The 19,134-nt window shown below is 45.6% G+C and carries 14 protein-coding genes; 8 read left to right on the forward strand and 6 right to left on the reverse strand.

Going from position 1 to position 19,134, the window contains the following annotated elements:
* From RIE73_RS16305 to hemJ, 3 genes are all read right to left on the reverse strand, one after another.
* The coding region (locus RIE73_RS16305; RefSeq protein ID WP_446402174.1) for a reverse transcriptase N-terminal domain-containing protein at nt 1-190 on the reverse strand (190 nt) is incomplete at its 3' end.
* Nucleotides 129-527 (reverse strand): RRXRR domain-containing protein, encoded by a 399-nt coding sequence (locus RIE73_RS16310; protein ID WP_446402175.1) that lies wholly within the window; start codon nt 525-527, stop codon nt 129-131. The genes RIE73_RS16305 and RIE73_RS16310, both read right to left, overlap by 62 nt.
* Before the next feature lie 213 nt (nt 528-740).
* Nucleotides 741-1,346 (reverse strand): protoporphyrinogen oxidase HemJ, encoded by a 606-nt coding sequence (gene hemJ, locus RIE73_RS16315; RefSeq protein ID WP_446402176.1) that lies wholly within the window; start codon nt 1,344-1,346, stop codon nt 741-743.
* Between the two features lie 402 nt (nt 1,347-1,748).
* On the opposite strand from hemJ, the gene RIE73_RS16320 reads away from it, so the two are divergent.
* Together RIE73_RS16320 and RIE73_RS16325 are read left to right on the forward strand one after the other, a co-directional pair.
* Nucleotides 1,749-2,474, forward strand: coding sequence for a TVP38/TMEM64 family protein (locus tag RIE73_RS16320; RefSeq protein ID WP_446402177.1), 726 nt, complete (start codon nt 1,749-1,751; stop codon nt 2,472-2,474).
* 131 nt (nt 2,475-2,605) lie between these two features.
* Nucleotides 2,606-3,001 (forward strand): hypothetical protein, encoded by a 396-nt coding sequence (locus RIE73_RS16325; RefSeq protein ID WP_446402178.1) that lies wholly within the window; start codon nt 2,606-2,608, stop codon nt 2,999-3,001.
* Nucleotides 3,002-3,162: 161 nt separating this feature from the next.
* On the opposite strand, the gene RIE73_RS16330 is transcribed toward RIE73_RS16325, so the two are convergent.
* The gene (locus tag RIE73_RS16330) at nt 3,163-4,119 is read right to left on the reverse strand and encodes a stage II sporulation protein M (protein WP_446402179.1); all 957 of its coding nucleotides are present in this window, start codon (nt 4,117-4,119) and stop codon (nt 3,163-3,165) included.
* Nucleotides 4,120-4,201: 82 nt separating this feature from the next.
* Here RIE73_RS16330 and RIE73_RS16335 point away from each other — a divergent pair, with 82 nt between their 5' ends.
* The 4 genes from RIE73_RS16335 (at nt 4,202) to RIE73_RS16350 (ending at nt 8,410) form a co-directional block, all read left to right on the forward strand.
* Nucleotides 4,202-5,140 carry a DUF975 domain-containing protein gene (locus RIE73_RS16335; RefSeq protein WP_446402180.1) on the forward strand — a complete coding sequence of 313 codons (939 nt, stop codon included), beginning with the start codon at nt 4,202-4,204 and terminating at the stop codon, nt 5,138-5,140.
* 20 nt (nt 5,141-5,160) lie between these two features.
* Nucleotides 5,161-5,970: an RDD family protein gene (locus RIE73_RS16340; RefSeq protein WP_446402181.1), complete on the forward strand. Its 810-nt coding sequence runs from the start codon at nt 5,161-5,163 to the stop codon at nt 5,968-5,970.
* A gap of 167 nt (nt 5,971-6,137) precedes the next feature.
* The gene (locus tag RIE73_RS16345; RefSeq protein ID WP_446402182.1) at nt 6,138-6,284 is read left to right on the forward strand and encodes a hypothetical protein; all 147 of its coding nucleotides are present in this window, start codon (nt 6,138-6,140) and stop codon (nt 6,282-6,284) included.
* 182 nt (nt 6,285-6,466) lie between these two features.
* Complete coding sequence (locus tag RIE73_RS16350) at nt 6,467-8,410, forward strand: protein kinase domain-containing protein (protein ID WP_446402183.1); 1,944 nt, start codon at nt 6,467-6,469, stop codon at nt 8,408-8,410.
* Nucleotides 8,411-8,441: 31 nt separating this feature from the next.
* Here RIE73_RS16350 and RIE73_RS16355 read toward each other — a convergent pair whose 3' ends face one another.
* Together RIE73_RS16355 and RIE73_RS16360 are read right to left on the reverse strand one after the other, a co-directional pair.
* On the reverse strand, nt 8,442-10,922 hold the full coding sequence (locus tag RIE73_RS16355; protein ID WP_446402184.1) for a CHASE2 domain-containing protein: 2,481 nt from the start codon (nt 10,920-10,922) through the stop codon (nt 8,442-8,444).
* Nucleotides 10,919-12,313: an AAA-like domain-containing protein gene (locus RIE73_RS16360; RefSeq protein WP_446402185.1), complete on the reverse strand. Its 1,395-nt coding sequence runs from the start codon at nt 12,311-12,313 to the stop codon at nt 10,919-10,921. The genes RIE73_RS16355 and RIE73_RS16360 overlap by 4 nt, the downstream gene beginning before the upstream one ends.
* Before the next feature lie 622 nt (nt 12,314-12,935).
* On the opposite strand from RIE73_RS16360, the gene RIE73_RS16365 reads away from it, so the two are divergent.
* Together RIE73_RS16365 and RIE73_RS16370 are read left to right on the forward strand one after the other, a co-directional pair.
* Nucleotides 12,936-16,055 (forward strand): S8 family serine peptidase, encoded by a 3,120-nt coding sequence (locus tag RIE73_RS16365; RefSeq protein WP_446402186.1) that lies wholly within the window; start codon nt 12,936-12,938, stop codon nt 16,053-16,055.
* 790 nt (nt 16,056-16,845) lie between these two features.
* Nucleotides 16,846-19,134, forward strand: a 2,289-nt coding sequence (locus RIE73_RS16370; RefSeq protein WP_446402187.1) for a two-partner secretion domain-containing protein, incomplete at its 3' end; no start/stop codon positions are given.

The following is a 19,134-nucleotide window of genomic DNA, read 5'->3' on the forward strand; positions in this document are numbered from 1 at the left end:
TATTATCTTGTGTTACCCTCCGAACCGCTAGGCATTTAGCCGCCCAGGATTTCATCAGCAATTTTTGGAGCTTGTGAACTGTTCTGATATCTCCGCGTTGTGAGGCTCGGTAAATCTGTTTTTGCAGCTTAAACACCCTCCGCACTGTCAAAGCGGCACTGCCGATGGTTACGTCGCTTGAATGGGACATCCCGGTTAATCCGCCGTCCCCGGCGCGACCGTCGTAACATGGCACGGGTTTCCATCCGTTTCTTCACCCGCCCAAACGGAAGGATAAGATGCAGTTGCAGCAAAGTGCATTTAGCAGACTGGACACCGACGCCAGAATACGATTTTCCGGGATCGACTCCTACCGCAATTGGTTGCATGTCCTCAGCCGATGGTGGTGTGGTGAGTTGGACATAATAAACTCCCAAATCTGACCACTTCCCCACGGCTTTACCAACATTCACCCACCGTCTAGCCCTAGAGGGCTTGGTGGGCATTAAGGGCTTCCCTTCTTTACTAACTACCGGAACACGATTCATAGATATAATCCACTCGTGTAATGTTTGCGTCTCTTAAGGCATTGGCAAGGGTGTGTCCTGGATTTACCCAGTGCCTAGAGATTCCTAGACCTACATTTAAACCGAACTAGAGAAGCGTTCGGAAGTGGTTATCCCTTACCAACTCATGCCCTATTCATGACTTCCTGGCAGGTTCCCTCTGCCAATCCCCGTCTTCACGAAGTAAGGCGGGGTTCATGAAGCAGATACCTGTTCAGTCATCTCATCGCTGGTGGCTGAGGAGGCTTCTGCCAGACGTTTTTCCTTATCCCGCTTCCGTTTTTTCGCATAGAGTTGAATCGATGCTGCCATCGCAATCACCAGAGCAAAGATACCCCAAGCGGTGATATCCGTGGGTAAACTATTCTTAAATACAGCGAGTAAAACGATCGCCACGAGTAAAACAGTGGGGGCTTCATTGAGGGCGCGGAACTGTTGACCCGTCCATTGACAGTCTCCAGAGGCTAACCGTCGCATCAACCGACCACAGTAAAAATGATAAGCCAGCAACACCACAACGAACCCCAGCTTCGCGTGCATCCAACCCGATTTTAAAACCTCTGGTTCAGTCGTGAGTAGACCAATTGCCATGGCAACCGTCACCACCATTCCCGGCGTGGTAATGATGTTATAGAGACGCTTCTCCATGATTTGGTATTGATTTTTCAGAATCGTTTGCGCGGGTTCCGCTTCCTGAGAGGCTTCGGCGTGATAGACAAAAAGACGCACCAGGTAGAATAACCCAGCAAACCAGACAACAACGCCAATTAAGTGAAATGCCTTATACCAGAAGTAAGCCATACATTATTCCTTTGCGATTGAGTGATTGGAGTAGAGTGGGTAATCTGTGAGTATGTCTATCCTATTCAGATTTTGCCCCATTCTCAACACATCGAAACCGATCCGAAAATTCCTGACCAACGGGAACTCAAACGAGAAAATCTCTCATTTTAACCTAAATGGTGAGAAGTTGGGGCAGGTCAGTTACCCCAGTCAGCTTTTTCTCATCGTTTTCTCAGCTAAATTCAGGTTAATCTCAGCCTCACCTTAGAGATCCTTCAAAAAGTCATACTAACCTGAGAAATTAGAAGGCTCTACTTACCTGTTATTGAATATAAATGATTCAGCCAAAGTTTGCTTCTCTACAGGTTTAGCCATATTTTTATTGGATTAAAACCAGTTCATTAAAATGAGGTAAATTGAATGACTAAACCAAGCAACTACCGCACCAATTCTAAGCTTAAACTCATAGGAATCAGTGGTTTAGTTATCCTTTTGATTTTGGCTAGCCAATACATAGACATTCGAGAAATTCTACAAACCGCATTACATTGGGTCGAAAGTCTGGGCATCTTAGCCCCCATTGTGTTTATAATCATCTACAACGTAGCCACCGTATTATTTATACCAGGTTCTCTCCTCACCCTAAAAGGAGGTTGCTTATTTGGTGTGCTTTGGGGTTCGATCTATGTCACGATCGCGGCAATGTTTGGCGCTATTTCTGCTTTCCTAATTGGACGTTATCTCTCACGGGATTGGGTTTGTCAACAGATTGAACATCATCCCAAATTTAAAGCGATTAATCAAGCCGTGAAGCAAGAAGGATGGAAAATTGTTCTCCTGACTCGCCTTTCTCCTATCTTTCCTTTCAACCTCCTGAATTACTTATTTGGTGTTACCCAAGTTTCTAGTAAAGACTATGTTTTTGGTTCCCTTGGCATGATTCCCGCCACCGTGGTATACGTTTACATCGGTTCTCTAGCTAGTGATTTAGCTACAGCCAATATGTCTAATCAACCCACAACACAGGAAGCTGAAATCGCCAAGTTGGTGATTCGGATAATTGGTTTAATTGCGACAATTGCCGTAACCGCCTATTTAAGCTATCTTGCCAAAAAAGCTTTAAATGAAACTGTCGTACAGGACTAAATATAACCCCATAAAACTAGACCCCCTAAGTTGAGCATGGGATACTATTGCCAAAAACAAAATTAAGATTTACACTGACAAAGTTTAATGAATTTTAAAACTCGGTATAAACAGGAGGTTAAATAAATATTATGAGTAGCGATAACCGAATAGCTATTGCCTTGCTAGTGCTGCGAATCAGCGTGTTTATTGTCATGCTAATGTGGACACTAGATAAATTCGTCAAACCGGATCATGCCGCCGCAGTTTACCAGAATTTTTATTTGATTAGTGGGCTGAGTAATCAGATATTTTACATCATTGGTGCGATTCAGCTTATTATCATTCTGGGATTTGTCGCAGGCTTCCAAAAGCGGTGGACTTATTTGCTAGTGCTGTTTTTCCATGCGGTTTCCACGTTCTCATCCTTTCGGCAATATTTAGCCCCCTTTGACAACTTATTATTTTTCGCCGCTTGGCCCATGCTGGCGGCTTGCTTTACCCTTTACTATCTTAGGGATATGGATACCCTCTGGACGGTTGATTAAGGGTAGCCGCGTGACCGTAGAACGTCTGGAAGCAAGGGGAGAAAAAATCGTAGGGGCGCAAAGACTTGCGCCCGATTCAATGGTCACATCTAATCCAGAATTTTAACTGTGTTCGTCCTGACTCTCATCCATGGTGTGTCTTGTCTGCGTAAGTCCTGGGATTACGACTTCAGGGGACGAGTAACGTACAGGACTAACAGGGTAAACAGTCCCACGCCAGCCACATATTTAATCAAATCGGGAACCAGAGGACTCGGTGAGAAAAAGCCTTCAATGATCCCAGCAATAATCAGCATTGGCACAATTCCAAAAACTAACTGGGCGGCTTGAGACCCATACACTTTAATCGCATCCACCCGACGATAGTGTCCAGGAAACAGAATTCCCCGACCAATTAACAAACCTGCACCCCCGGCGAGGAAAATGGCGGGAAGTTCTAGGGAACCATGGGGGAATACAAATGCCCAGAAGGGATACGCCAAATTATTTTGACCGACTAATGTGGCGACAGCGCCGATATGCAAGCCGTTGAATGCCATCAGGAAGATCGTATAAGCACCGGCTGTAATGCCACCCGCCACCGCGCCAAAGGAGACGCGGATATTGTTAATCATAATATTGCTAGAGGCTAAGGGTTCAATGCCCACAATCGAACCCATCCATAATTCTCCGCGATCGCGCACCTTCTCGATCAAATGATCCGGAACCACCAGCGACATAAACACCGGATCAGTCCAAGCCAACCACCACGCCACCAGCGCCGCCCCTAAAAAAATCCCTGTAGCTATGGCGGTGTAACCCCAGGTGCGCTGCACCACCTCTGGAAACCCCCAGCGACAAAACTGCCACACGGCTTGCCATTCCTGACGTCGAGATCCTTGATATATTTGGTTATAGCCGCGAGAGGTCAACCGTTGTAAATCTTGCACCAGGAGAGTTCCCACCTGGTTGGTTCTCGCCCGGGCTAAATCCGCCGATACCGAACGATATAAACTCGCCAGTTCCCGAATTTCCCCCGCCTGTAATGACTTTAACCCTTTTTTTTCCACTTGCCGCAACAGAGTATCCAACCGTTTCCAATTGGGTTCCCGCCGCGCAATCCAACGTTGAATATTCATGAAATTTCACTGAAGATTCTGCCTAACTTAGCTTAAGATAGCTTTAAATTCAGCCTTTCACCGATCAGGAGATGTTTAGCCAATGTCCCAGAATCCCGACCCCCGCCAATCCATGGGACCCCTGAGTGTGGGTAATGTGGTTAGCGCTGGCTTGCGGTTGTATCGCGATCACCTGAAAGTCTATTTTGGTATTGCTTGCCGAGCAACGTTGTGGGCGTTATTGCCATTTGTCATCCTAATTCCTATTCCGCTGGTGTTGATTTATGATCAAGCAAATCCAGCCATTTTAGGATTACTGATTCCGGCGGGTTTAGTCCTGTTTGTTTATGGCATGGCTAAATATATGGTCAACTCGGCACTTATCTCGCGATTAGCCTTTTGTGAATTAACCAATCAACCCGAAAGCGCTAGAGATGCTCGCCGTCAAGTCAGCCCGAAACTCTGGATTTTTTTGCGGGCTTATCTCCTGTTTTTACTTTTAAGTTTTGGGATATGGATTGGGTTCTATCTCATTGCGTTAGTTCTGGGTATCCTGGGTGGATTTCTGGCAGTTTCCGTACAGGATAATATGGCAATCTTAGTCGTTTTAGGATTGATAGCCATTATACTATTCGGTATAGCATTAAGTGTAATTATCCGAATTTTTACAAGGTTATTTATGTATGAAGTTCCCTTGGCTATAGAAGAAGATATAACGGCAAGTCAAACTATACAACGGAGTTGGAGTTTGACTAAAAATCATGTGGGGAGAGTTTTTTTAACGCTAACTGTTGCCTTTTTAATTTCAATCCCTATCTATATTATTGTTCAAATCATTGTCAGTATACTTCAGGGGGTTTTATTGAGGGTTGTAGCGGCAGAACCAACATCAGTCGGGTTTCAAATACTTTCAATTATTGTGGGATATGTTTTGGGATTAGTAAGTGGTGCATTGCTCTTACCCTTCTGGCAAGCCATTAAAGCTGTGGTTTACTATGACCTCCGCAGTCGTCGAGAAGGTTTGGGAATGCAGCTACGCTAAACTTATGAATTCTATCTGCCATGCGATTTTTTAACCGAGTCACGCTGCAAACTCCAGAAAGTGTTGAACTAGAATTCACGCTCGCCGGAATCGGCAATCGAGCCTATGCCCTGTTAATTGACTATATTGTTTGGGGCTTAATTCTCATTGTTTTCCTACTTGCTTGGGCATTTTTATCGATTCAATTTATTGGTGTTATTGAAGATTTAATCGGCAGTGAAACCCAGTTAGAGCTTTGGTTAATTTCCATCCAACTTTTACTTTACTTTTTTATCTATGTCGGTTACTTTGTTTTCTTTGAAACCTTATGGCAAGGGCAAACGCCAGGAAAGCGCTATGTGAAAATTCGCGTCATTCGCGATGATGGCAGACCCGTGAGACTTCAACAAGCCACGTTACGGGCTTTACTACGACCTGTTGATGATTTATTTTTTCTGGGAGTATTTTTCATCGCCTTAGGAAAACGCGAAAAGCGGATTGGAGATTGGGTTGCTGGAACTTTAGTGATTCAGGAAGAACAACCTATTACCGCCGCCAACTTTTCCGTATCGGAATCAGCCACAACTCTGGCAAATCAACTCCAGACTCAAGCTGATTTATCTCGCTTATTACCCGATGATTTTGCCGTCATTCGAGAGTATTTGCAACGACGTGGAGGGATGACACCACAATCCCGCACGCAGTTAAGCCGACAACTGGCGAGTCAGGTGAAAGACATCATTGATCTGGAAAATGTGCCTCAAAAGGTGACGGCAAATGTCTTTCTTGAGGCGGTGTATCTAGCCTATCAGCAGCAATCTTCGACTGACTCTAGCGGTTACTCTGGATAAACTAAAAAGCAGTGATCCAGATCATTGCCAGCCAAGGGCTGAACTCAAACCCATCGCGACCGCGATCGGTCACACTGAGAATACTCAATGGGGTACTTATGATAGACCTTGTGATAGAGTAAGCCTTTCAATGATCGCCCGATTGCGATTATCCTGAGAAAGGAGGGGTGCAAAAGTCTATCGAATCCAACTTCAGCAAGGAAGCGCTCATCGCTTGGCTCGCCAAGCGCTTTGACCGATGCTGGGTGCTAGTGCAGCGCCCTTGGAAATACTTGAGCAGCTTCGTAGATACGATGAACAATGTAGAGACGTAGCATGCTACGTCTGGGAGCTGGGAGAGATAGTAGCTGTTCACAGTTATTTCCGTCTTCTTGCACTAGGATGCCATACAGTGAATAAAGGCGCGAACAGCAAACATGGAGGGAATTCGTGATGCACTCAACACCGATTGATTGTTACCTTGCCGGATTAGCAGCGACAATGAAGTTAGACTAATGTGCAAATTGCAGTTTCGTTTGATCAGATGGCTTTTGCTGACAACCTAGATACAACTCTCATGACCGATATTATACTTAGTGGGCGCTACCGCGTTATTCGTCAGCTTGGAGCGGGTGGGTTTGGAACCACCTTTCTCGCAGCAGATCAACAATTACCAGGTCATCCTTGGTGTGTTGTCAAGCAACTGAAGCCAAAAACCACTGATTCGGCGATGTTGCAGACAGCAAGACGTTTATTCAATACCGAAGCTGAGGTTCTGTACAAATTAGGAAACCATGAGCAAATTCCCCGACTGTTTGCTCACTTTGAAGAAAATCAAGAATTTTATTTAGTCCAAGAATTTATCGAAGGGGATAGTCTCTCTAAACTTTTGCCCCAGGGTAAGCCATTAAAAGAAGCAATTGTTATTCGGCTATTACAAGAGATTTTAAAGATTCTGGAATTTGTTCACCAGCATCAAGTGATTCACCGGGATCTTAAACCTGCCAATATCATCAAACGCCAATCCGATAATAAAATTGTTTTAATTGATTTTGGCGCGGTTAAACAAATCAGTACTCAACCCGTGGAAACCCATGAACCAACAGCGCTGACGATTGCCATTGGTTCAGCCGGCTATATGCCCAACGAACAATTAGCCGGAAAACCTCGCTTTAGCAGTGATATCTATGCGGTGGGGATGATTGGTCTCCAAGCATTGACCGGATTACACCCCAAACACTTGCCCCAAGACCCTGAAACCAGTGAATTTAGCTGGCGCAATCAACTGAATATTAGCCCAGGACTTGGTTATGTCATTGATAAAATGGTGCGCTATGACTTCCGTCAGCGTTACCGTTCCGTCACAGCCGTTCTAGCTGATCTGAATAATTTAAGTCATTACAATTCCGGTATCATTACATTCCCTGCTGGGAAAGGGAACCTTGGGCAACGGGGGAAAACCCCAGAGTCAAAATTGACCGATATGCCCACTCGGATGTTAAGGAAAACTAGCGGAGCAACGGATCAGTCGGGCATGAGAAATTCTGCCCAATCGTTGACCGGAACCGGAGAAAATTCGGCAGCGACATCGCGCAAACATCCTCGAAATTCATCGGTCAATAATCCCATATCAGAGGCAAATCTTGATAACCAAGATGCTACGGCGCAATGGGATTATGCTCCGGACGCACCAACGCAGATTATTAAGGATGAATCGCAGACGAGTCCCCGGAGAACGGTTGCGTCCAAGTCCAATCCCTCTAAATCCTTCTCCCCAGCCAAAAAACCGATTCAATCAAATTGGCTCAATCTGCTGAACGGGAAAAAAGCAAAATGGATAGCAGGCATTGTTGTGCTGATTGTTGCAGTAGCGGTGACTCCTTTGTATGTGTATTGGCAACAGCGTCCGTTTTCTAATCAGGTGTCTTCTCCATCCACGGACACCGCCAACGATAACGAGTCCACCCCAGAGAATCAACAGGCAAAATCTACTCTATCTCCCAATGAACCTCAACCGATCTTACCCACCCACACTGTCCTGACCCCCTCACCTTTGCCGCCGATTGATTTAGCGGGGGAATTAGAGGCAAAATCGTTTATTAATTCGGTGAATAAAAGCCAACAAATTTTCTATTTACAACATGGACAATTTGCCTCTAGCTTCGAGGAGTTGGCAATTCCCTTGCAATCACAACCTGAATCTTACCAGTATCAGATCGTCTCCGCGAATCAACAGCAGGCGCTGGTTACGGCGCAAGCCAAAAAACCGGATTTAAGGAGTTATACCGGAGCGGTGTTTGTCACTGGCGAATCGACGACTGATCAAATTTGCCAAACGAATCAACCGTCACAAACGCCTCCTAGTCAACCGGAAGTGGTGGAGAATACGATTCAATGTCCGGCGGGTTCTTCCCCACCATCCGAAAACAGTGATCAGTCAGAAGTAGGGGGGCAAAATTAAAGTTAAAATGGATGGTTGAGGCATAGAGGTGTTATTTAAACCGAGAGACAACCAGCAGTACACCGCCACTCATCACCAAGGCTAAAGCGGCGGGAACGAGGGGTATCCAACCGCCTTGCAGGAAAAGCACCCAGCCGCTTCCATATAAAATAGCGATCGCGACTCCGCCTCGAACCAGGAACCCTCGCGGTGAGTGGGAATTTTGGGCGAGGAGTCCGCCGATTAAAGACCAGCCGCAAATCCACAGGATCTCAATGGGTTCTGACCACCACCAGATCAGGGGTCGCTGATCTAAAACAGCACTGAGAATTTGACTGACCATCTGGGCTTGAATTTCTATCCCCGTCATGGTTTGAACGGTTCCTTGTCCTTTACTGTAGGGAGTCAGCCAACGATGATCGTTAAAACTGGGAGCCGTGGTACCAATTAGAACAATACGATTGTTTACCTGTTCAGGATTGAGTTGACCATTGAGAACGTCTGTGAGCGTAATTGTCTCAGCAATCTGATTCGTGGCGCGGTAATTGAGTAAGATTTGGTGACCACTGGAATTGATCGTCGAATAACCGCCAGTGTTTGTATCTAAGGTTTTAAAGACTGTTGAACCAAACTGGAGATACCCATCTGGATTCAGTTTTGGCTCAATTCCTTTATCTGCTAAGTAATGACCAGCAACTTGTATACTAAAAGCGTATTGATTTTGACAGGGTGAGGCGTCAGAAACGGCGAGAAGATGACGACGCAGAATATCATCGGTATCCAGGATTACATTATTAAAGCCTTGGCGTTCCCCTGACACTTCCGGTGGCGGTATCACCCCAGGATTACCGTAATGGCAAATGGTAAACAAGCGATCGCTCGTTTTCATAGCTTGGGCTAATTGGGGATAATTAGCGTCTACTGGGCGATCGCGATAAATGTCTAAGCCAATGGTTTGGGGTTGATATGACTCTAATTTAGCCAGGAGTTCAGCCAAGGCGCGATCCGAGAGAGACGCACCTACTCGTTCGGTTGCGGGTTGAGCCTGAACGTCTTTTTCGGTAATCTCCACAATTAAGAGTCGTTCATCAGGTTCTTCCTGGGGTTGTAACCGCATCAGGTGATCAAAGACTTGCAGTTCCCAAGACTCCAACCAACCGCGCGATCGCACCCCTAAAACCAGACTCGACGCGATCGCACTGGCGATTAGTACCCTTAACCCAACCCACCACCACGGTTCTTTCCGCGAGTCTACAGATAATACTTGGCTCTCCGATGGAGGAATTTGGGAAATTGGAATTGCTTCTGGAGGATTGTTCCATGATTCCGGTTGAATCTCCTTGAGATCTTCGGGAATTTTTGTCTTTTTTTCGGTTGCCTTGTCTACCCGGATTGGCGATATTCTCAACCCGATCAGCTTAGTCCTCACCCAATTGCAATTAAAGACAGATTCGTAGATGGGATTATAAACTCGTAAATAACTCTCTTGTTTAGTGACTATTCCCGATAGCCGTAATTCCATCTGTTCATCAGAATTTATGGCGGCAATTTTTCCATATTGGAGAATTTGTTGGTATAATAATAGCAATCGTTCACTGTCACGAGCATTCCGCAAAATCCGATCGCGAATAGTTTTTAGATGCTCTGGATCATCATGGGCTTCCCAATGTTCGACAATCTGCTTTTGTACAAACTGTTCTAACCAGTTGGATTCTTCACCAGGGGGAATACTGTCAACTTCCTGACTTTGAACAAAACCAAACTGAGCGATAAGCCAACAGAGTTTCTGGGTTAGAAATGGTTGTCCTCCTGTCCAATATAATATTTCTTTTAACAGGGCTTGAGGATGATTAGAACGACAAACCAATCCAGCGACTAAAGCGCCACTTTCATGGAATTGGAAGCCTCTGAGTTCGATGGCGCGACCAATGTTAAAAGGAGTAGCATTTTTATCTTGGATTAAATCCGATGGCGTGGCGACGCCTAATAGAGCAAAAGTAAGGCGTTTATAGTCAGGTTTAGAGGCTCGCTTATCATAGCAGTTGCGGATTAGGGCAAAAAATTCATCGGTGAGGAATTTTAAGCTGAGAATACTATCAATTTCATCGATAAAAATGACGATGTTTTGGGGGATTTGCTGCAACAGGGTTTCGATAAATTCACTCAACCGTTGTACTGGGGAAAGATCCTCGCGATCGCGTAACCAATGGCGTCGATTGATCGACAAGTCGAAACCACTGATCAGTTCTTGAATAATCCCACCGTACCATTGCTGTGCCGTAATTTGTTGGCTACCAATTCCAGTGAGTTCAATCTCGGCACAGACAATTCCTTGGGCTTGTAGTTTGTCCATGGTACGGATTCGCAACGAGGATTTACCCATTTGTCGGGAATTTAGAACATAGCAATATTCCCCGGCTAATAAGGCGTTAAATAAGTCTGAATCTGCCTGTCGCACCACGTAGGTTGAAGAATCTGGGGGTAAACTGCCACCAATTTGATACCTGTACGTTGAGTTGAGTTCAGGATTCATTCAATGTCTCCCAAATACTGACGGAAATACAAACGATATAAATTACAATGCGGCTCTATTTGATTCCCCGATAGTTTGATCAATCCCAGGCTTTGGAGTTGATAGGCTGATATAGGTTCCAGTTGGATCGGGGTGATTGCTGTTACCACCTGTTTAAATGCTGTAGCGAGTTCAGGATGCGATCGCAGATGTAACCAGTTTTCCCGCAAATGGCTCTTGTAGATTCCGGATTCCGTGGGGGCTTCTGCTAGGAGCTGCTCTAGGGTAATTTCTGGATGATTTTTCAGGTGAGCAAAGGCTTGCTCCAAGAGATATGGATGTCCTCCCACCATCTGCATTAGGGGTTGGATTAGGGTAATATCGGGTTTGAGTTCATGGTATTGGGCAAAAGTTTGTACCTGTTCTGGGGTAAAATCGGATAGTTCTATAGGTAAGCCAACATTAAAGGGAGATTGATTAATATTTAAGCGAATATACACATCCGTTGAATGGACAATAATTAATCGTAATTTTTTCCAGCGCTGACGACTCCTGGCTTTTTCATACCAGGAACGCAGGAGTCCAAAAAAGTCTTCATAAACTTCGGGATGGGGGAAGAGCAAATCCACATCATCGAAACAGAGAATTAAGGGGGTATTGGCGTTGGCTAGGAGATAGTCTTCAAAGTAGGTGGTGCAGCTCACCTTAGATCCCATATCTTCCTCATCCCAATATTCGTCTAACTCATTGGGTAAATGGAGTTCGTGAGTCAAATTAATACACAACCAGCGTAAGAATTTATCCAAATTGGTGAAATGTTTGCTGCTATCTGCTAGGTTCAAGCTTACACTAGCGGTGCGGTAGCCTTGAGTGGCGAGTTGAGCCAACACGCGAGTCACGAGAAATGTTTTACCCATGAGGCTAGGTGCTTTAATCCGTACCAGCCCTCCCGGTTGGGATAGGGTTTTCGCGCAGATGGTTTCTAAGGGAGAGCGCTCCACATAGCGATCAGGTGTCAAGGCGGCTGGTGCTTCGGGATTGGTTGGGCATAACTCTGTACTCTGCTGTTTTGGGGAGGCTGAAGGCAAAGGATAATTATGATTTTGGCAGAGGGGATTGGTTGAGTCAGTAGCCGCCATTTTCTGTTGCCAATATGCCTCTAAAACTTGTTTTAAGTTACTTTTTTTGACTCGTTTACCTAAGGCTTCACTTAAGGTTTTCCACAGTTTTGGGGCGACATCTTGACCAAGATAACTGGTCGAATATTGATTTTGTGCCGCAATTTGATCGTAGTCTTGTCTATCCCAAGCTCCTTTGAGAACGACTACTTCAACATCGGTTAAGCTGCGGTGGGTTTGATCGGATACAACTTGCTTGGCTATTTGTACTGCCTGTTCTCGGTTAAATTTCATGGTCGAGCATCCTTAACGGTTAGGGGTTATCGCGTTTATTCTGTGGGGGCGCAAGGATGGTGCGCCTACCTTTTCGTGTCTCATCTATGTCTATTAAAAAGGGAATTCTTGGTGCAGAACCCCCCGTTAGGTATCAACTTTAGTCGGGTTATTACTATCAGAAGATATCAAAAGCTATCACAACCTAGCCGTGGGAGGTTTATCGCAGTTCCCAATTGCGTGAGGTACACCCTGTAGGGACACCATCATTGCGCCCTCATCCCCAGCCCTGATCATGTACCTCACCACACCGGTAAACCCTATATATATGACTGAAACCTGAATTATCCTGAATTATCCTGAATTATCCTGAATTCACTTAATTTTCATACTACCTATTTTTCCTCAACTCTGCCGTTGATTTTACCAGCACAATGGCAATTGTAAGTGAAGTCAAGGAGGAATTAAACATGAAACCTCCATCACAATAGCTAGGAAATATTCAGATGTTTCCAAAACACACATCACAACAATCTACAAACTTGAATTTTATCTCTATTTCACCCCTCTAATTCAGATTTGGAGAGAATGTCCGCCGAGATACGGCAGACACACAAAGTAATTTACGTAAAGGAAAAGTACAATGGCAACTATACCTTCAGATCCACTGTTTTCCAACCAGTGGCACCTCCGAAACACAACACCTGGTCTTCTCGATCTTAATGTAGTCGATGTCTGGGACGACTATACTGGCGCTGGTGTTCAAGTCGCTGTGATCGATGATGCGGTTCAGCGCACCCATCCTGATCTTGATGGTAACTACTCAGTCGCCAAAGACTGGGATTTCCGGGACAATGATACTGATCCCAGTGGTCTTAGTAGCGATCGCCACGGTACTGCGGTGGCTGGCATCATTGGTGCAAATGAAGGTAACGGTATCGGCGGCGTGGGTGTAGCTTATGACGCTACCATTTTCGGCTTTGGGATTAACTACGATAACACTCTTGTGCAACGTGCAACTGAGGCAATCAATAATGCATCCGGGCTAGAGCAGAAGTTGGGTATAAATCGTGAAGCTGATGTAGTTAACATGAGCTTCAGCACGTATAGTTACTTCGATGTGGGTCGGGATTCAGCACAGATGGCAGCGTTGAATACTGCTATTGACAATGCCGCCATTTTTGGACGTGATGGACTCGGTACAATCTTGGTGAAATCCGCTGGGAACAGACGCAGCTCCAATTTTGATACCAACGCTATGTCTTGGAATGCGAACCCACATACGATCTCTGTAGCTGCTGTGGATCAAAATGGATTTGTCTCATCCTACAGCAGTCATGGTGCGTCAGTCCTCGTCTCAGCCTTTGGCACACCCGGTCAGGTTGTGACAACAGATCGCACGGGCAGTGCAGGCTACAAATCTGGCGACTACACATCGACTTTTAATGGCACCTCGGCAGCAACACCGATGGTGTCTGGTGTGGTGGCGCTGATGCTGGAGGCTAATCCGAATCTTGGCTGGCGCGATGTGCAGGAGATTCTTGCCTATTCTGCACGCCATGTTGGTTCCAATGTCGGTTCTGACACCAGGGGTTCTGAGGAATATGCCTGGTCGTTTAACGGGGCTAACAACTGGAATGGTGGTGGTTTGCACTTCTCCAACGATTATGGCTTTGGTTTAGTTGATGCCAAGGCAGCGGTGCGTTTAGCCGAGACTTGGGGGAGTAACTCCCAGACCAGTGCCAATGATACTACTGTATTCAGGGATTTCCTGAATACTTCGACAACGATTAGCAGTGGCATTAGCGGAACCTCGTTCAGCCAATTCATCAACAGCAATATTGAGATTGAGCATGTCGAAGTTGACGTCAACTTCACCCAATGGCATGACCTCGGCGACTTAGAACTTCGACTCCTTTCACCGGATGGAACCTCGAGCATTCTGATTGACAATAGCGGTGAGAACAACGGCAGTTCTACGGGTGGATTCGGTTCTGGGCGCTGGGAGTTCTTCTCCAACCAGTTTCGTGGCGAAGACACCCTGGGAACTTGGACGGTTCAGTTCTTTGACACAGACAGTAACACGATATCACCGATTACAGTCAACGACATTGATATCACGTTCTACGGTCAGGCAGCCTCGAATAATGATACCTTTATCTTTACTGAGGAATATTCCAACGAGGAATATTCCAACTATGATGGACTGTTTGGACACAGGACATCGATCAATGGTGGAATCGGCACAGACACAATTAATGCGGCTGCAGTAGATTCAAACAGTACCGTTAACCTGACTACAGGGACAGGCTCGATTGATGATGTTGCCATCACCGTTTCCGGAATTGAAAACGTGTTCACTGGCGATGGTAATGATTCGTTATTTGGCAACGCTTCTAATAATAGTCTTTCGGGAATGCGTGGTAATGATTACCTGTATGGCTATGCTGGCAATGATTACCTGTCGGGTGGCACAGGAAGCGATCGCATGTATGGCGGCACGGGTAATGACCGCTTCGTGGTTGATTCTACAGGTGATGTGGTTGTTGAATACGCCAACCAAGGCAGCGATCGCGTCTATTCCTCGATCAGTTACACCCTGGGAAATAACCTGGAAAGTCTGACACTGACTGGTACGGCTTCTTCCGGACGAGGCAACAGCCTCAACAACAGTATCAGTGGTAATAGTTCTAACAATTACCTCTACGGCTATGCTGGCAATGATTACCTATTAGGCTATGCTGGCAATGATTACCTATCGGGTAGCTCAGGCAACGACTACCTCAATGGCGGCACAGGTAGCGATCGCATGTATGGCGGCACAGGCAACGACACCCTCAGTGGCAGTTCCGGAAATGATTACCTCAATGGTGGTACAGGTAGCGATCGCATGTATGGCGGTACGGGTAATGACCGTTTCGTAGTTGATTCTACAGGTGATACAGTTACAGAATACGCCAACCAAGGCAGCGATCGCGTCTATTCCTCGATCAGTTACACCCTGGGAAATAACCTGGAAAATCTGACACTGACTGGCACGGCTTCTTCCGGACGAGGCAACAGCCTCAACAACAGTATCAGTGGTAATAGTTCTAACAATTATCTTTATGGTCAAGGGGGTGCGGATACTCTAATTGGTGGTAGCGGCAATGATTACCTTGACTCCGATACTTTGGGTGCTGTTGATACGATTGGCGATCGCTTGGATGGCGGTGATGGTAATGATACCCTTCAAGGAGAAGCCGGTAACGATATTTTACTCGGTGGTAGTGGAAATGATCGCCTGACAGGTGATGATTCCTCTAGCAATTTTGGTGATGATAATCTTGCTGGTGGTACTGGAAACGATACGCTCACTGGTGCAGGGGGTAACGATACCCTCGTTGGGGGCAGCGGTTCCGATACGTTGAGCGGAACCAACAGTATCTTAGACGGTGCGGGTGAAATCGATATCATCAACCCAGGTGACTATGGTGCTAGCGATCGGATTATTCTCGGCACCAGTAGCTCAATCTATTATAACGGTGCTGGACTCGATTACGCCGTCATTGACGATTTCGACCGATATAGTTACTTCGGTGAAACTGATTTCGACAAGCTCCAGATTCATGGCTCACTGTCAAGTTACAGTTTGAGTTCATACACAGGTACAGTCAGTGGTATTTCCATGAATAACGGAACGCGAATTGGTTTAGGATCTGAAATCATTGCTTATGTTGATTCTAGTGGTTTATTGACATCGGCTGACTTTATCACTGTCTAAGTTCGTCAAGTCTCTGAACTAGGACTAATGCCGATTAATTCACGTTAAACTCAGAGCTTGTACCTGTCCCATTAACCAGCCTTGGGTTTAAACCCAAGGCTAAACGCTTAAATCAGCTAAAGCTGACTCAATCAGAGTTTTAGGCAAAGTTGACAGATATAGAACTTACGCAAAGCCTATATTTGTAGTGGCGTGGCACACCTTAATTGGTGGATTAGAATTGTAGGGGCGCAAGGCTTGCGCCCGGTTTAAACGTCAAATCTATCCCACAATTTTAGCGGTGTCAGTCCAGTAGTGGCGTGGCACACCTTATTTGATGAATTAGAATTACGCCCGGAAACCGTAGGGGCGCAAAGCTTTGCGCCCGGTTCAATGGTAAGGTCTATTCCACAATTTTAGCTGTGTCACGCCGCCATCGTGAGGAAAGCGAAGCGTAACGCACATTTAGCCCTATATATGGTGTAGCTACGGAAGTCCTAATACACCCGTTTTCGTCGTCTTTATACGACTTGCGTTTTTAGCCAATAACTTGAGTTATTTGCGGATGAATGGCATAAAAATAAATCGTGTCATATCTCAGATAAACGCCATCATAATATAGTTTAAATCATCTGCTTTCCTGTATATTTTGTTGAAGTCTATAGCCGTTTACAAGCGCGTGATGTAACAAAATTTATGTCGGGGCGCAAGGAACTGCGCCCAAACCTAATTACCTCGTTATATGAGAAACGCCATTCATCATAGTAAAATATTAATTAACCAGTCTTCCCACTCAAAGGATAGGAGAAAAATGAAACCAATCATCCGTTACCTTTGCCATGTCAGCAGTATCGCCCTTAGCGTTCTGGCAGCAATCAGTCCAGCTAAAAGCCAAATTGAGGCGGATAATACACTTCCAGTCAATTCTCAGGTAACCGGGTGTCCAATTTGCCTGATAGAAGGGGGAACGGTGCGAGGAGGAAATCTGTTCCACAGTTTTGAAGAGTTTTCCGTGGAGACAGGAGGAGCCGCATTCTTTAATAATGCTTTAGATATTCAGAACATTTTGGGTCGGGTAACGGGTTCTAATCTATCGAATATTGATGGCTTAATTCTGGCAAATGGCACGGCAAATCTGTTTTTAATTAATCCCAATGGAATTGTTTTTGGGGAGAATGCCCAGTTAGATGTTGGCGGTTCCTTTGTCGCCTCTACAGCTAATGCCATTGGGTTTGGTAATCAAGGCGTTTTTAGTGCAACTGAACCAGAGGCTCCGCCTTTACTCACCGTTAACCCAGATGCGCTTTTCTTTAATCAATTGGCGGCTCAAGGAGTGAGTTCAATTGAGGTGAGAGGTTCTCTATCTGTACCGTCGGGAGAAAGTTTGTTACTTGTGGGGGGAAATATAGCACCAGATGCGACTTCAACGGGGGAACTATTAATTGATGGTGGTACTTTAGAAGCCTTCGGTGGCAGAGTGGAATTAGCAGGAGTCGGCGCACCGGGAGAGTTGGGATTAGTGGTTGAGAATGGGAGTTTAGGGTTGGATTTTCCAGCAGATTTGGTGCGAACCGATATCGCAATTTTTGATAGCATTATTGATGTGGCAGAAGCCGGTGGGGGTGATATTGTTATTTATCCTAGAGATTTGTTTATTGGCAATAGTCAACTCTTGGCGGGAATATTCTCAGGTTCAGTCGATGCTCAAGCTGGAGATATTACCATTGATGCGACTGGAACCGTGGTTGTAGCCGAAGGGGTTATTAGTAATAATGTTGGAGCTGGAGCCACAGGAAACGGAGGAGATGTCAGGATTACAGCGTCCTCGCTTTCTCTGACGAATGGCGCTCAAATTGATGCCACTACTTTAGGAGAAGGAGATGCGGGTAAGATAGTAATTCGGGCAACCGATAGCGTTTTATTGGATGGAGAAGATAGTCAAGGATTCCCCAGTGGTGTTTTTAGTCAAGTGGCACCGGGAGCCAAGGAAAATTCTGGAGGAGTGGAAATTTTTAGTGGCTCTTTAACCGCAACCAATGGCGCTCGAATTGATGCCACTACCTTTGGAGAAGGAGATGCAGGTAAGATAGTCATTCGGGCAACCGATAGCATTTTATTGAATGGAGAAGATAGTCAAGGATTCCCCAGTGGTGTTTTTAGTACAGTGCAACTAGGAGCCAAGGGTAATTCTGGAGGAGTGGAAATTTTTAGTGGCTCTTTAACTGCAACCAATGGCGCTGTAATTGATGCCACTACATTTGGAGAAGGAGATGCAGGTAAGATAGTAATTCTGGCAAATGATAGCATCTTATTGGACGGGGAAGCTAGTCAAGGATTCTCTAGTGGTGTTTTTAGTACAGTGGCATCGGGAGCCAACGGGAATTCTGGGGGCGTGGAAATTGAGAGTGGCTCTTTAAGTGCAATCAACGGTGCTGTAATTGATGCCACTACATTTGGAGAAGGAGATGCAGGTAAGATAGTAATTCTGGCAAATGATAGCGTCTTATTCGATGGGGAATCTAGTCAAGGATTCGGCAGTGGTGTTTTTAGTACAGTGGCATCGGGAGCCAAGGGGAATTCTGGAGGAGTGGAAATTGAAAGTGGTTCTTTAAGTGTAACCAACGGCGCTGTAATTTCTGCCACTACATTTGCAGAAGGAGATGCAGGTAAGATAGTAATTCTGGCAAATGATAGCATCTTATTCGATGGGGAAACTAGTCAAGGAAACATCAGTGGTGTTGCTAGTCAAGTGCAGCCGGAAGCCAAGGGTAATTCTGGAGGAGTAGAAATTGAGAGTGGCTCTTTAAGTGTAACCAACGGCGCTTTAATTGATGCTACTACCTTTGGAGAAGGAGATGCAGGTAAAATAGTAATTCTGGCAAATGATAGCATTTTATTGGATGGGGAATCTAGTCAAGGATTTGGCAGTGGTGTTTTTAGTACAGTGGCATCGGGAGCCAAGGGGAATTCTCGGGGTGTGGAAATTGAGAGTGGCTCTTTAACTTTAAATACTGGCGCTCAAATTGATGCAACTACTTCGGGAGAAGGAAATGCCGGTCAGATAGTAATTCGGGCGACCGATAGCATCTTATTGGATGGG

Source organism: Coleofasciculus sp. C1-SOL-03 (assembly GCF_040220555.1).
Classification (GTDB): Bacteria; Cyanobacteriota; Cyanobacteriia; order Cyanobacteriales; family Coleofasciculaceae; genus Coleofasciculus.

Bases quoted from the DNA above. Each gene is read 5' to 3' on its own strand.
- RIE73_RS16340 (WP_446402181.1), top strand. From the start codon at position 5,161: ATGCGATTTTTTAACCGAGTCACGCTGCAAACTCCAGAAAGTGTTGAA.
- RIE73_RS16335 (WP_446402180.1), top strand. From the start codon at position 4,202: ATGTCCCAGAATCCCGACCCCCGCCAATCCATGGGACCCCTGAGTGTG.
- RIE73_RS16330 (WP_446402179.1), bottom strand. From the start codon at position 4,119: ATGAATATTCAACGTTGGATTGCGCGGCGGGAACCCAATTGGAAACGG.
- hemJ (WP_446402176.1), bottom strand. From the start codon at position 1,346: ATGGCTTACTTCTGGTATAAGGCATTTCACTTAATTGGCGTTGTTGTC.
- RIE73_RS16325 (WP_446402178.1), top strand. From the start codon at position 2,606: ATGAGTAGCGATAACCGAATAGCTATTGCCTTGCTAGTGCTGCGAATC.
- RIE73_RS16355 (WP_446402184.1), bottom strand. From the start codon at position 10,922: ATGAATCCTGAACTCAACTCAACGTACAGGTATCAAATTGGTGGCAGT.
- RIE73_RS16360 (WP_446402185.1), bottom strand. From the start codon at position 12,313: ATGAAATTTAACCGAGAACAGGCAGTACAAATAGCCAAGCAAGTTGTA.
- RIE73_RS16365 (WP_446402186.1), top strand. From the start codon at position 12,936: ATGGCAACTATACCTTCAGATCCACTGTTTTCCAACCAGTGGCACCTC.
- RIE73_RS16310 (WP_446402175.1), bottom strand. From the start codon at position 527: ATGAATCGTGTTCCGGTAGTTAGTAAAGAAGGGAAGCCCTTAATGCCC.
- RIE73_RS16320 (WP_446402177.1), top strand. From the start codon at position 1,749: ATGACTAAACCAAGCAACTACCGCACCAATTCTAAGCTTAAACTCATA.